The 13,548-nt window shown below is 46.2% G+C and carries 12 protein-coding genes; 7 read left to right on the top strand and 5 right to left on the bottom strand.

Translation table 11 applies throughout. The features are described from left to right. Positions 1-83: 83 nt before the first annotated feature. The 4 genes from ACSX1A_RS00510 to ACSX1A_RS00495 all read left to right on the top strand — a co-directional run bounded on the left by ACSX1A_RS00510 (position 84) and on the right by ACSX1A_RS00495 (position 3,878). A complete protein-coding gene (locus ACSX1A_RS00510; protein ID WP_439881644.1) occupies positions 84-1,013 on the top strand; it encodes a ribose-phosphate pyrophosphokinase in 930 nt (309 codons plus the stop codon). A 48-nt stretch (positions 1,014-1,061) separates the two neighbouring features. Beyond that, positions 1,062-1,649 (top strand): 50S ribosomal protein L25/general stress protein Ctc, encoded by a 588-nt coding sequence (locus ACSX1A_RS00505; RefSeq protein ID WP_439881643.1) that lies wholly within the window; start codon positions 1,062-1,064, stop codon positions 1,647-1,649. 274 nt (positions 1,650-1,923) lie between these two features. Then, a complete protein-coding gene (pth, locus tag ACSX1A_RS00500; RefSeq protein WP_439883575.1) occupies positions 1,924-2,487 on the top strand; it encodes an aminoacyl-tRNA hydrolase in 564 nt (187 codons plus the stop codon). 128 nt (positions 2,488-2,615) lie between these two features. After that, positions 2,616-3,878 (top strand): MDR family MFS transporter, encoded by a 1,263-nt coding sequence (locus tag ACSX1A_RS00495; RefSeq protein ID WP_439881642.1) that lies wholly within the window; start codon positions 2,616-2,618, stop codon positions 3,876-3,878. Positions 3,879-3,959: 81 nt separating this feature from the next. Here the strand turns inward: ACSX1A_RS00495 and metG are convergent, their stop codons facing one another. Next, positions 3,960-5,999, bottom strand: a complete 2,040-nt coding sequence (gene metG, locus ACSX1A_RS00490) for a methionine--tRNA ligase (RefSeq protein ID WP_439881641.1) — start codon at positions 5,997-5,999, stop codon at positions 3,960-3,962. 142 nt (positions 6,000-6,141) lie between these two features. On the opposite strand from metG, the gene ACSX1A_RS00485 reads away from it, so the two are divergent. Beyond that, entirely contained in the window at positions 6,142-6,369 is a 228-nt protein-coding gene (locus tag ACSX1A_RS00485; protein ID WP_439881640.1) for a hypothetical protein, read from the top strand. Between the two features lie 54 nt (positions 6,370-6,423). Here the strand turns inward: ACSX1A_RS00485 and ACSX1A_RS00480 are convergent, their stop codons facing one another. The 4 genes from ACSX1A_RS00480 to msrB all read right to left on the bottom strand — a co-directional run bounded on the left by ACSX1A_RS00480 (position 6,424) and on the right by msrB (position 8,720). Further along, a complete protein-coding gene (locus ACSX1A_RS00480; protein WP_439881639.1) occupies positions 6,424-6,768 on the bottom strand; it encodes a hypothetical protein in 345 nt (114 codons plus the stop codon). A gap of 128 nt (positions 6,769-6,896) precedes the next feature. After that, positions 6,897-7,163: a hypothetical protein gene (locus ACSX1A_RS00475; protein WP_439881638.1), complete on the bottom strand. Its 267-nt coding sequence runs from the start codon at positions 7,161-7,163 to the stop codon at positions 6,897-6,899. A gap of 134 nt (positions 7,164-7,297) precedes the next feature. Continuing rightward, positions 7,298-8,077 (bottom strand): DUF3050 domain-containing protein, encoded by a 780-nt coding sequence (locus ACSX1A_RS00470; protein WP_439881637.1) that lies wholly within the window; start codon positions 8,075-8,077, stop codon positions 7,298-7,300. Positions 8,078-8,168: 91 nt separating this feature from the next. Then, complete coding sequence (msrB, locus tag ACSX1A_RS00465; protein WP_439881636.1) at positions 8,169-8,720, bottom strand: peptide-methionine (R)-S-oxide reductase MsrB; 552 nt, start codon at positions 8,718-8,720, stop codon at positions 8,169-8,171. A gap of 214 nt (positions 8,721-8,934) precedes the next feature. Between msrB and typA the strand changes: the two genes are divergently transcribed. Next, positions 8,935-10,740: a translational GTPase TypA gene (gene typA, locus ACSX1A_RS00460; protein WP_439881635.1), complete on the top strand. Its 1,806-nt coding sequence runs from the start codon at positions 8,935-8,937 to the stop codon at positions 10,738-10,740. Between the two features lie 464 nt (positions 10,741-11,204). Continuing rightward, complete coding sequence (locus ACSX1A_RS00455; RefSeq protein WP_439881634.1) at positions 11,205-13,547, top strand: TonB-dependent receptor; 2,343 nt, start codon at positions 11,205-11,207, stop codon at positions 13,545-13,547. The last annotated feature ends 1 nt before the right edge of the window (position 13,548 follow it).

Raw genomic sequence — 13,548 nt, 5'->3', positions numbered from 1 at the left:
TGTCACGTATCAGTATTTTTGGTAGCTTTGCAGGCATAATAAACTAAACCTAAATCGTCAACACTTTAGCATTTAGCATCCTTATGCCACAGGTAAAGATATTTTCTGGTACTGCATCCAGCTATTTAGCCGAAAAGATTGCTGCCGCTTATGGCACCAAACTCGGTGACTTGACAATTTCTCGTTTCAGCGATGGCGAGATCGGGGTGCACTTTAATGAGTCAGTGCGAGGTGCAGAGGTTTTTATTGTGCAGTCTACGTTTCCTCCGGCTGATAACCTGATGGAACTTATGTTGCTGGTAGATGCCGCCAAGCGCGCTTCGGCACACAAGGTAATTGTGGTAATGCCATACTATGGTTATGCCCGCCAGGACAGAAAAGACAAACCACGTGTTTCGATCGGATCGAAGGTAGTAGCGAACGCTATTCAGTCCGTTGGCACAGACCGCCTGATGACCTGCGACCTGCACGCTGGACAGATACAGGGATTTTTTGACATACCGGTAGATCATTTAGATGGTTCCGCCATTTTTGTGCCTTACCTTCGCAGTCTGAATCTTGGTAATGACCTCCTCTTCGCTTCACCTGACGTAGGGGGCGTAGTGAGAACCAGGGCATTTGCAAAGAATTTTGGTGCGGAAATGGTTGTCTGCGACAAACATCGTAAACGTGCTAACGAAATCGCCTCTATGCAGGTGATCGGTGATGTAGAAGGCATGGACGTGGTGCTGGTAGATGACATGGTGGATACTGCAGGTACCATCACAAAAGCAGCAGCTCTTTTAAAAGAGAAAGGCGCAAAAACAGTTCGTGCCATAGCAACGCATCCGGTACTTTCCGGCCCTGCCTATGAGCGCATCGAGAACTCAGTACTGGAAGAACTAGTTGTTTCGGATACAATTCCGCTGAAGCACGAGTGTTCTAAAATAAAGGTACTCTCATTCTCGGACCTGTTTGCCAGAGCGATCAACAATGTGGTTACACACGAATCGATCAGCTCGCTGTTTATTTAACGAGGCTATACTTTTGTAGCGATAAATATTTATAACAAATTCATTTTTATGAAAACTTTAGAGATTATAGGGTTTAAAAGAGCAAATCTCGGCAAGCAGCAGTCGAAAGACCTGCGCAATGAGTCTTTTGTACCAGGTGTACTTTATGGCGGTTCAGAGCAAGTTCACTTCTATGCACCAGCTATCCTGTTCAGAGACTTAGTTTATTCTCCAGAAGTATACGAAGTAGATTTGAACATCGAAGGCACGCACTACAGAGCGATCATGCAGGATGTACAGTTCCACCCTGTAAACGAAATGCTTCTGCACGTTGACTTCCTTGAACTTCAGGATGACAAGCCAGTTAAAATTGAGATCCCGGTTAAAATGGTAGGTAACTCTCCAGGTGTAATGCTTGGTGGTAAGCTTGTAACTAAGCTGCGTAAGCTTAAGATCAAAGCGCTTCCTGCTAACCTGCCAGATTATATCGAAGTTGATATTTCTGATCTTGAACTTGGTAAGTCTATCAAAGTTAACAAGATCAAAGGTGGCGATTATGAGATCTTGACAAATGCGCTTGCTCCTGTTGCTACAGTTACTATTCCTCGTGCGCTTAAGAGTGCTCAGATGGAAGAAGCTCGTGGTGGCAAGAAATAAGCAAATCACTGCTTTAACACATCAAGTCCTGTCCTGCCTACAAGCGGGGCAGGATTTTTTGTTTAAATTATTTTTAAGACTTAAGATAAAAGTGGCAAACCACAGCACATTTATACTCTAAAAGTATAACCGAACAGTGCTTTTAGGGATTCAGGATCAGTTGCATTTAACTTGAGCCCTACCCTGTGTCTTTTGTCCTGTATAGATGCTGAATATATTTAAACAGTGGCTGGGGTTTACATCAAAAACGCTTGCCACCCCCGAAGATACAAGTATGAAATACCTGATTGTGGGTCTTGGTAACATAGGCCCGGAATATGCTGAAACACGCCACAACATCGGATTTATGGTGCTGGACTACCTGGCCAAAAAATTTGATGCTTCGTTTGATACCGGCCGACACGCTTTTGTAACCGAAATAAAAACGAAAGGACGCACATTTGTTCTGGTAAAGCCAACCACTTACATGAACCTGAGCGGCAAAGCAGTTGGTCATTGGCTAAACTCCTTGAAATTGCCTGCCGAACAGATGATGGTCGTAACAGACGATATTGCCTTGCCGTTCGGTAAGATCCGTATCCGGGCAAAAGGTAGTGCCGGTGGTCATAATGGCTTGAAACACATTGAACAGACGCTAAGCCACAATAACTACCCTCGCCTGCGATTTGGAGTTGGCGACAACTTCCATAAAGGCAAACAGGTGGATTATGTGCTTAATAAGTTTAGTGAGGATGAACAGATAGAGCTGCAAACATTAATAGAAAAAGCAGCTGACGCTATTCTCGCTTTCGGAACTATTGGCTTAGAACGCACCATGAACCAGTTTAATACGAAGTAAGAACGCCATCTAAAAAAGAAGCCTCACTCAATTTAATTTGGGTGAGGCTTCTTTTTTAGCATAAGCTGCCCCACAACTTCTAAAGAATCAGTTACATTTGCTTTTTTGCTACACTCTCCGATCTAACTATGAAAAAAGTCCTCCTACTCTACCGTAATGCCTTTGGCGGCCTCTCAAAACCCGCCTGGATGATGTCGCTGGTGATGCTGATAAACCGCAGCGGCTCAATGGTTACACCCTTCCTGAGCCTGTATGTAACAGATATGTTAGGGTACAGTTTGAAGGAGGCAGGCATCATATTAAGCATCTATGGGATGGGCTCTGTTTGTGGCTCTTTTTTAGGTGGCTGGCTCACGGACAGGATCGGGCATTTCCGGGTGCAGTTCGTGGCCTTAACCCTTGGCGGTTTACTATATTTCCTGCTCCTCAACTTAAAACAGTTCGAGTACCTGGCAATGGGTGTTTTTATACTTAGCTTGGTAAACGACACCTTACGCCCAGCCAACTCAGCTTCTATAGCCCACTATGCGCGCCCTGAAAACATGACGCGGGCCTTTTCACTGAACCGGATGGCTATTAACCTGGGCTTCTCGGTTGGTCCGGCAGTTGGCGGATTTCTGGCGGCTATTTCATACCGTTGGCTGTTTGTGGCAGATGGTGCAACGTGTATTGCGGCTGGTATCTTTTTCTTTTTATACTTCCGTAACCAGCAAGGGCATCGTCCGGAAAGCAAATCCAGGCAGGAAATTTCTGACGCCCCTGCCGTGCGATCTCCTTACAGAGACGGTTACTATATTCTCTTTGCCATCCTGTGCAGCTGCTTTGCCATTATCTTTTTCCAGCTGTTTACTACTTTACCGCTGTATTACAGACAGGCCTACGTCTTGTCTGAAAGCAGTATAGGTGCACTAATGGCCCTAAACGGGCTGATCGTATTTTTAATGGAAATGATCATTGTATACCTGGTCGGTGAGAAAATCAAAAAGTCAATTCTGATAGCGGCAGGCGTCCTGATTCTGGGAGTTTCATTCATGCTCCTCAACCTGGTGCAGCACCTGGCTATACTTTACGTTTCAATGCTGCTGCTCAGTATTGCAGAAATACTGGCGATGCCATTTATGAACACAATCGCGGTTGAACGATCATCACCGAGCAATAGGGGCGCATATATAGGGCTCTACACCATCTCCTACTCTGTTGCGCATGTAATAGCCCCTTTCCTGGGTACTACTATTATTGCTGCTTACGGTTTTACTACGCTGTGGTGGTCAACGGGGGCATTGGCATTGGTCACTGCTATTGGCTTTTACTGGGTTATAGGAAAAATAGAACCGAACAAACGTACACTAAAACCTATTGTGGCTGCAGGCGGAAGCATGGTTTCAGGATAAGGGCTACTAAAAAAAGCCTCACCTACCAAAAAGGTAAGTGAGGCTTTTTTCTGAACTATCTTCTTATGAATTTTTATACTTCTAGCTTACGCCTCCGCCATTCACTACCTGCTTGCTTGGCTGTACAAAAGCAAGGGATCCGTCCGCATTCTCCGCCATCAGGATCATCCCCTGGCTGGTAATGCCTTTGATCTCGCGCGGCGCAAGGTTGACTAAAATACTTACTTGTTGCCCAATGATATCTTCCGGGTTAAAGAATTCAGCAATACCACTTACTACCGTGCGCTGATCAATACCGGTATCAATCTTCAGTTTCAGGAGCTTCTTCGTCTTAGCTACTTTTTCAGCTTCCAGAATAGTGCCGATGCGGATGTCTATTTTAGAAAAATCCTCAAAAGTAATGTTCTCCTTAGCAGGTTCTGCTACGGCATTAGCTATTTCGTTAGCCTTTTTTGTATCTAAAAGTTTCTGCACCTGGGCATCTACAGCAGCATCTTCTACTCTCTCAAACAACAACTCCGGCTTACCAATCACATGTCCGGCTGGCAGCAGCTCCGATGATCCAGCATCTGCCCACATACCCGGGTTCATGTTTAGCATATCGCGCAGTTTGGCTGCTGAGGTTGGCAGGAACGGCTCCATCAGGATAGCCAGGCTCGCTGATATCTGCAAGGCAATATTCATGATGGTCTTTACCCGCTCTTCGTCAGTTTTGATCAGTTTCCAGGGCTCTGTATCGGCCAGATACTTATTACCCAGGCGAGCCAGGTTCATTAACTCGCTTAAAGCATCTCTGAAACGGTAACGCTCAATATAGGTAGCAATCACCATTGGCATTCCGTTCAGCACCTCCAGAACTTCTTTATCGTAGTCGTGCAGGTTGTTGGTGGCAGGCACTGTGCCGTCGTAGTACTTTTGTGTAAGCACCACTGCGCGGTTTATAAAGTTGCCCAGAATAGCCAACAGCTCATTATTGTTGCGGGCCTGGTAGTCTTTCCAGGTAAAGTCGTTGTCTTTGGTTTCAGGGGCGTTAGCGCAAAGAACATAGCGCAGCACATCACTCTTGCCATCAAAGTCCTGCAGGTATTCGTGCAGCCACACAGCCCAGTTCCGGGAGGTAGAGATCTTATCCCCTTCCAGGTTCAGAAACTCGTTGGCTGGTACGTTATCCGGAAGTATAAAATCGCCGTGTGCTTTTAACATACTCGGGAAGATGATACAATGGAATACAATGTTGTCCTTACCGATGAAGTGCACCAGCTTTGTTTCCTCGTCTTTCCAGTATTTCTCCCAGTCCGGTGTAAGTGCTTTGGTAGCAGAAATATAACCGATTGGCGCATCGAACCACACATAAAGCACTTTCCCTTCTGCCCCTTCTACAGGCACAGGCACTCCCCAGTCCAGGTCGCGGGTAACGGCGCGTGGCTGCAAGCCCTGGTCTATCCAGCTTTTGCACTGCCCGTATACATTTGGCTTCCAATCACCTTTATGGCCTTCAACGATCCACTCGCGCAGCCAGGGCTCATACTCATTCAGGGGCAGGTACCAATGCTTTGTTTCGCGCATTACCGGCACTGCGCCGCTCAGAGTACTTTTTGGATTTATAAGGTCAGTAGCGTTTAACGATGTTCCGCAGCTTTCGCACTGATCGCCGTAAGCGTTCTCGTTGCCGCACTTGGGGCAGGTACCTACTATGTAGCGGTCAGCCAGGAATTGCTGTGCAGTTTCATCGTAATACTGCTGCGTGGTCTGTTCAATGAACTTGCCTTCTTCATACAGCTTCTTAAAAAACTCAGAGGCAGTTTCATGGTGGATGGCAGAGGAAGTGCGGTCATACACATCAAACGATACATTGAAATCCTCGAAAGACTTCTTGATCAGTTCGTGGTACTTATCAACGGCCTGCTGAGGCGTAATGCCTTCTTTTTTAGCACGTATTGTGATTGGCACACCATGCTCATCCGATCCACAGATAAATTTCACGTCGCGGTTCTGCAAACGCAGGTAGCGCACATAAATATCAGCAGGCAAGTATACCCCCGCCAGGTGACCGATGTGAACCGGGCCGTTGGCATAAGGAAGTGCTGCTGTTACAGTATAGCGTTTTGGTGTAGTTGTCATGTCTCGTATTTAAAAAGCAAATATACAAATAGCGAACGGATTGCACCTCCCTCAACTCCTAAAGTGTCAAAATACCGTTTCAAGCCCTGACTTATCCTTCGGATTTCCGTAAGACAGAGCATCACCTAATCTATACTTTGAGATGAAGCAAAAAGATAACTTCCGAACCACCAAACACGAAGGAGACAGCCTGGGCGAGAAAGGCAAAGACGAAAAAATTCAGAATAAGCCGGCGCCTGAAAAAGTTGACAAAGAATCAGAAATGACACCCAAAGAAAATGAAGTGTATGTTGACCTCGAACCGGATGAACTGCACGTGGGTGATGAAAAGCCTACAAAAGTAAAAGAGGAGAAGAAAAAGAAGAAATAATCTTCCCCCTTCACAAAAAGCGCCAACCACATGTAATGGTTGGCGCTTTTTGTTTTAATCCTGCTTAACCTGTATCGGCCTGATAACCGGGCGTATTGGCCAGTAAATGTTATGCCTGGTAGAATCTATGGGAGAAAAGGGCAGCTGTTGTGGCCGGAGATCTGGTGGCGTCATAGCCGCTTTATTTCTATCGAACTGCTCAATGTTCCGTTTACGGTTGATCTCGCTGGCCTCCTGGTCCATTCGTTCACGCAAGTCTGCCTGTGCATTGCCTCTGTAGCGTACCCGTTGTTCCACTGCCGGACCAGGCGGAAGATTCTCCTGCCCTTCTGAAAGGGAAGTACAGCCAGCTACGGCTAAAATACTTGTACCTAAAATGATCTTTATATATGCTTTCATGTGCCTCTTCAGTAAAATAAAGCTGCCCCAATTGAGAGGAGCACTACTTTTATATACGCAGAAGAGGTCGTAACGCTTACCAGGCCTTCTAAAACATTACCCAACAATTAAAGGCGTTTAGTATTGCATCAGCCTTTATTACCCCATACATGCTCGCTGCCCACTTGTGTCAGCATTAGTCCATCAGGAGCCGGATTTACATACCCTTCTTTGGTTATGTGATGCTCAGCCTCCTTTTGCACATCCTTGTAATGCGGGTACCGATCCTGCAGAAAAGGGTATAGTTGCTGGTAGTGTAATACTTCACCTTCCCGGATATCAAACGCTTTAAAAGCATCCATGATACATTGAGCGGTATTTTCTATATTGTCTGCATCGGAGTGTAACTCTTCCATAGTTTTATCTTTTAGTTTAGGATAAGGTACGGCAGGTTTCTACAGATTGTTAAAAGATAAATGCTAATGCTGGTATACCGGAAAGATAAGCCTTAAGAATCGCTTATGAATAGCAGAGCAATTGCGTGCTGTCCTTAAATAACTTCTGCGCCTATCTGACTACGGATGCCGTTCCATAGCTCCATGCGCTGCTCTATACACACTTTGGACACTTCCAGTGCTTCCTGCCATTTCTTATCATTGTCTCCGCATAACTCACTCACCATTTGCATTGCAAGCGGAGTATGCACTTCTTCATCCAGCTGAACATGCCGATCAAGGTAATAAATGAAAGTGTTCAGCTTGCCCGGGTAACGATTGTTCAGGTCAGCGATCAGGCTGCGGAACATATCCGGGATCAGGTCTTCACGGCCAAATGTGAATGCGGCCGCCATAGCGTGTGTACCCTCCAGGTTAATGATACGAAAGGTGTTATGAACGAATGCTTTAACAGACGAATGAACCTGTACCTGGTCTAAAGCACCAGCCATACTACTGCCTTGCTGAATATTTTTTATGAGCTGCTGGATCTGGCTTTTATCAGCGCCGCACTCATCCATTGCCCGAAGGTATAGCTCAAAATGGCTTACTGGATGCCCCTGCTGGTCTACATCCGTCTCCTCTTCCAGCACAATCTCATTTATTAAACGGCGGGTTGATGGGTTGCCAGTCGGTATCCAGGGAAGGGTAACACAGGTAAGGTCGCGTTGCAATCCTTTTAACAGGCTCATAAAATCCCACACCGCAAAAACATGGTGCTGCATAAAGACTTTCAGGTTGTCGAGTGTTTCCAGGCTCTGGTAAACATTGTGCTGCAGCAAACGTTGCCGATGCTCCTTTAGCGCCTCTTGCAGCGCCTCAATCCGATGATTCATGTTTTAAATATTATGCAAAAAAACTGTTGCCAAAGAACCTTTCAGCAATTTGGCAACAGCAAAGCTACAATCAAGAACACTAAAATGTCATTTATTCTTTTTTCTCGAAATCGAGGGCTGCAGAATTAAGGCAATAGCGCAGACCTGTAGGCTCCGGTCCATCCGGGAAAACATGGCCGATATGGGAGCCACAACGGGCGCATTCTACTTCGGTCCTTACCATACCCATGGTTCTATCCTCTACTTCCTTCACTCTTTTTTTGGAGATCGGCGCATAAAAACTTGGCCATCCTGTGCCTGAGTCAAACTTAGTATAAGAGGTAAACATCGGATTATGGCAGGCTGCACAGTAGTAGATTCCTTCTTCTTTATTGTCATTGTATTCGTTTTTAAATGCAGGTTCGGTTCCCTCCTCCCGCATTACAAAATACTCCTCCTTCGTCAGCAGCTTACGCCACTCCTCCTCCGTATGCACCACGGTATCTTCCAGCGATTCGCTGTTTAGCGCCTTTCTTACATAGTCCGGTAGTGGCTCCTGACCGGAGGTGGCAGTAGTATAGGCAAGATCGGTTGTATTGTCCTGCTGTGTGCAGGAATTAAGGCTAAACGCAGTTAAGAGCGTCAAATAAAATAATGCTTTCATACGCATACTTACGAACCCGAGACCGATCCGGCTTTAACAGATTTAAAATTATCTAACTACTTAGGAAACAAACTTTAAGGCGCTTGTGTTTGGATCATAACCCGTAAAATACTGGCCTGAAATAAATTATTCGTATCATAACCTGTTTATTTCGAGCGAACTAGTGAAAGTATGAACCCTTTTTAGTACTTTTGCGGCTCGAAAAACCAATTCAATGCAAAATATTCGAAATATTGCGATCATCGCACACGTAGACCACGGCAAGACAACGCTCGTGGACAAGATCATCCATGCTTCTAAGCTATTCGCAGAGCACCAGCAGTTTGACGACCTTATTCTGGACAACAACGACCTGGAGCGCGAGCGTGGCATCACGATCGTTTCTAAGAACGTGTCGGTTCGTTATAAAGACGTTAAGATCAACATCATCGACACTCCTGGTCACGCTGACTTTGGCGGTGAGGTAGAGCGTGTTCTTAAAATGGCTGACGGTGTTTTACTTCTGGTGGATGCTTTTGAAGGCGCCATGCCACAGACACGTTTCGTACTTGGTAAAGCTATTCAGCTTGGCCTGAAGCCGATCGTGGTAGTAAACAAAGTAGACAAAGAGAACTGCCGTCCTGATGAGGTGCACGAGCAGGTATTCGACCTGATGTTTAACCTTGATGCGACAGAAGACCAGCTTGACTTCGTAACGCTTTACGGTTCTTCTAAGCAGGGCTGGATGAGCACAGACTGGATGCAGCCAACTGATAACATCACGCCATTGCTGGATGCTATCATTGACGTGATCCCGGCTGCCCCTACAAACCAGGGCACACCACAGATGCAGATCACTTCTCTGGACTATTCTTCTTTCGTAGGTCGTATCGCGATTGGTCGCGTTCACCGTGGAACATTAAAAGAAGGCATGCCTATTTCGCTTTGCAAAGCAGATGGCACTATCAAAAAAGGTAAGATCGCTGAGCTTCAGGTTTTTGAAGGCCTTGGTAAAAAAGCCGTTCAGGAAGTATCAGCCGGTGAGATCTGTGCTGTGACCGGTATCGAAGGTTTTGACATCGGTGATACGATCGCTGATGCGGAGAACCCGGAGCCACTGCAGCGTATCTCTATCGACGAACCAACTATGAACATGTTGTTCACGATCAACAACTCTCCTTTCTTCGGTAAAGAGGGTAAGTTCGTGACATCACGCCACCTCCGTGACCGCCTGTTCAAGGAAACTGAGAAAAACCTTGCCCTGCGCGTACAGGAAACTGATCGTGAAGATACCTTCCTGGTATTTGGCCGCGGTATCCTGCACTTGTCTGTACTGATCGAAACAATGCGCCGCGAGGGGTATGAGCTTCAGGTTGGTCAGCCACAGGTTATCTTTAAAGAAATTGACGGTGTACGCCACGAGCCAATCGAGCACATGGTGGTAGACGTTCCGGAAGAGACTGCCGGTAAAGTTATCGAGTTGGTAACGCAGCGTAAAGGTGAACTGACGATCATGGAGCCGAAAGGCGACTTGCAGCACCTGGAATTCAATATTCCTGCGCGTGGTCTGATAGGCTTACGTAATAACGTATTAACTGCCACAGCCGGTGAAGCCATCATGAACCACCGTTTCCAGGCGTATGAGCCATTCAAAGGTAACATACCTAGCCGTAACAACGGTTCTATCATCTCTATGGAGACTGGTGCCGGTACAGCTTATTCTATCGACAAACTTCAGGATAGAGGTGTGTTCTTCGTTGATCCGGGTGTAGAAGTATACATGGGTCAGGTAATCGGAGAGCATAGCCGCCAGAACGATATCACGGTAAACATTCAGAAAGGAAAGAAGCTCACAAACATGCGTGCTTCCGGTTCTGATAACAACGTGAAGATCGCTCCTGCCAAGAAGTTCTCTCTTGAAGAAGCAATGGAATACATCCAGAAAGATGAACTTCTGGAGGTAACACCAAAAAGCATCCGTATGCGTAAGATTTATCTTGACGAGAATGAGCGTAACCGTATGTCCAGAGCAGACGTGTAACAGCTAAAATGATAAGTTAGAAAGGCCAGCCGCAGAAATACGGCTGGCCTTTTTCGTTTTATAGAGTTTCTATTCTTCAATTAATATCATCGGGCTGCTCGGCTTCGCAACCTTCAGCCCCTACTAAATAATCCGGGTTTAAAAGCTACGCCTCTACCAGGGCTTGCAAAGCAGTTAACCTGGCGGTCAGGTGTAAACGGATTGAAAATTCCCTTGTTAAAAGCTAATTTTACTATCCCTACAGATTTGAGCAGCCCCAGAAGGAAGTATGTGAACTGAAGTGCGTTTACCAGCATCTGCTACTCCCAATTTAAGAAAGAAGCCCGCACTTATAGCAGTATACATTCGCTTCTCCTAAAGATGACAAACATCACTATTTAGAATTAGTTTAAATAACACTTGCATACATTTAGTTTAGAATATACTTTTGCACCACATTAGAATTAGTCTAAATAAAAAACTATATGCGAAAGCTTCTACTTTGCCTGATCATACTTTTAACAGCTGCTGCTTCACAAGCGCAGAACCTGACAGCCACTGTGCAGGGTACTGTTAAAAACGAACTGGGTAAACCGGCCCAAATGGTCACCGTTGCTTTGGAAGGATCTGTTCTGGGTACTTATACAGATGCGAATGGAAAATACAGGTTAGAGAACATTCAGCCGGGCAACTATACTTTACGTGTAGGCGGTGTTGGTTATGGCACTATCCAAAAACCAATAACGCTGAGTACCGGGCAAAACCTAAACATCGACTTTACGATCGCAACAGCAAGCAAAGCCCTTGGCGAGGTAATAGTGTCGGCCAGCAGAAAAGTAGAATCACTGGACGAGACACCAGCCTCTGTGCATGTGCTGGATTCCCGCACCTTACAGCTGCAGTCGCAGATCAGCCCTAATTTGTCTAACATACTTGCCAACACAGTACCAGGCCTGGCCCTGAACAGTAACACCACCAGCAATGTGGGCCAGACACTTCGCGGCCGTAACGTACTGATCATGGTGGATGGCATTCCGCAATCTACCCCGCTAAGAAACGGCAGCCGCGATGTGCGCACCATTGACCCGGAAGCAATTGAGCGTGTTGAAATCGTTAAAGGTGCCACAGCCGTGTATGGCAATGGTGCTGATGGCGGCTTGATCAATTACATCACCAAGCAGCCAAATACAAAATCCCCATTCAGTGCTTATACTTCGGTAACAGGTACAGGCATGCCTTTCCACAGCGATGAAACTTTTGGAGGACGCGTATCGCAGCAGTTCTCGGGCACAGTGAAAAAATTCGACTATGTTGCCAGCGGTACTTTTGAGAAGACAGGGGTTTTCCGGGATGGCGAAGGCGAGGTGATCAACCCGGTTTACGGCTTGGGCGAAACAAAAATGTACAATGGTTTTGCGAAAGCTGGTTTCAATTTTAATCCGAAGCACCGGATTGAGGCCATGTATAACTACTTTGGCAGCCGCCAGAACTCCGATTATGTGCTGCAGGTAGGTAAATATGCCGAGACGCCAAGTATAGGTGTAAAAGGTGAAACGCAAGGTGAAGCTGAAGGTACCCGCTACAACCACAATGCTCAGCTTCGCTATACGGGCAAAAAATTATTCCTGAACACGGATGTTGACGTAAGCGCTTACCTGCAAAGCTTCTCAACTGTATACGGCTGGACCCCATACTTCGAGAACGGCGGTCAGTCAACTATACTTTCGAACAAAAAAGGACTCAGACTTAACTTTTATACTCCCTTTGAGCTCACCAGCTACCTGCAGCCGGGCATTACTTACGGCGTGGACTACATGAATGATGTTACCTCGCAGCCATTGGTTGACGGACGCACCTGGGTACCAGAAATGGACCTGAAGAATATCGCTCCTTATGCGCAACTACAGGTTAACCTTTTCAACGATTTTATCTTCAAATCAGGCTTCCGCTACGATAATGTAAACATTCATGTTGATGATTTCCAGCAGTTGGTATTGGCCAGCGGAGCAGGTGGCAACTTTGTGCAGGGTGGGCAACTGGAATTCGGAGCCTTTACCTTTAATGCAGGTTTGCGCTATGCAGGTCTTAAAGCGTTCAAGCCTTTTGTTAGTATGTCACAGGGTTTCTCCATGATTGATGTTGGCCGCTATGTACGCGGGGCAAAAGAAGATTACCTGTCACAGATGAACCTGGAGCCAGTGATCGTGAACAACTATGAAGCGGGTTTCCACAGCCAGCTAGGTAAGTTCTCTTTCAGCGGTGCCTACTTCATCAGTACTTCTGAGCTTGGCGCAAATCTAAAAGCTAACGAAGAAGGCACTTATTCCATTGAGCGAGCTCCAGAGCACGTAGAGGGCTTTGAAGCAGTAGCCGACTTCTTTGTATCCGATAAGTTAACGATAGGCGCTAATGCTGCTTATAGCGAAGGGAAAGTAGACCTTAACAATAACGATAAGTTCAACGATGTGGAAGACAGTTACCTGAATGGCACGCGCATCCCTCCTTTTAAATCTACTGCTTATGTTAACTTTAAACCAACTGCAAAACTAAACCTGAACCTACAGTGGATCTACTCCGGCGAAAGAGATAAATTTGCACGTAATTCGAAAGGTGGGTACAACTCTGGCGAGGGTCCGGTACAGGCCTTTAACATCTTTAACCTTGCAGGTTCTTACCAGGTGTCCCAGAAGCTGAACCTTAGTCTGGGTATAGAAAACCTGTTGGATCAGGCTTATTACCTGCCACAGGCATACTGGTATGGCCGCGACGATAATTTTACAAGAGCAAACGGTGCCCGTGTGCAGTTAGGGGCTTCCTATAAGTGGTAAA

It is taken from the genome of Pontibacter sp. MBLB2868, from assembly GCF_051904785.1.
Taxonomy (GTDB): domain Bacteria; phylum Bacteroidota; class Bacteroidia; order Cytophagales; family Hymenobacteraceae; genus Pontibacter.
The sequence above is the reverse complement of the archived record's forward strand: the minus strand, read 5'-3'. Positions and strand labels throughout refer to the sequence as shown.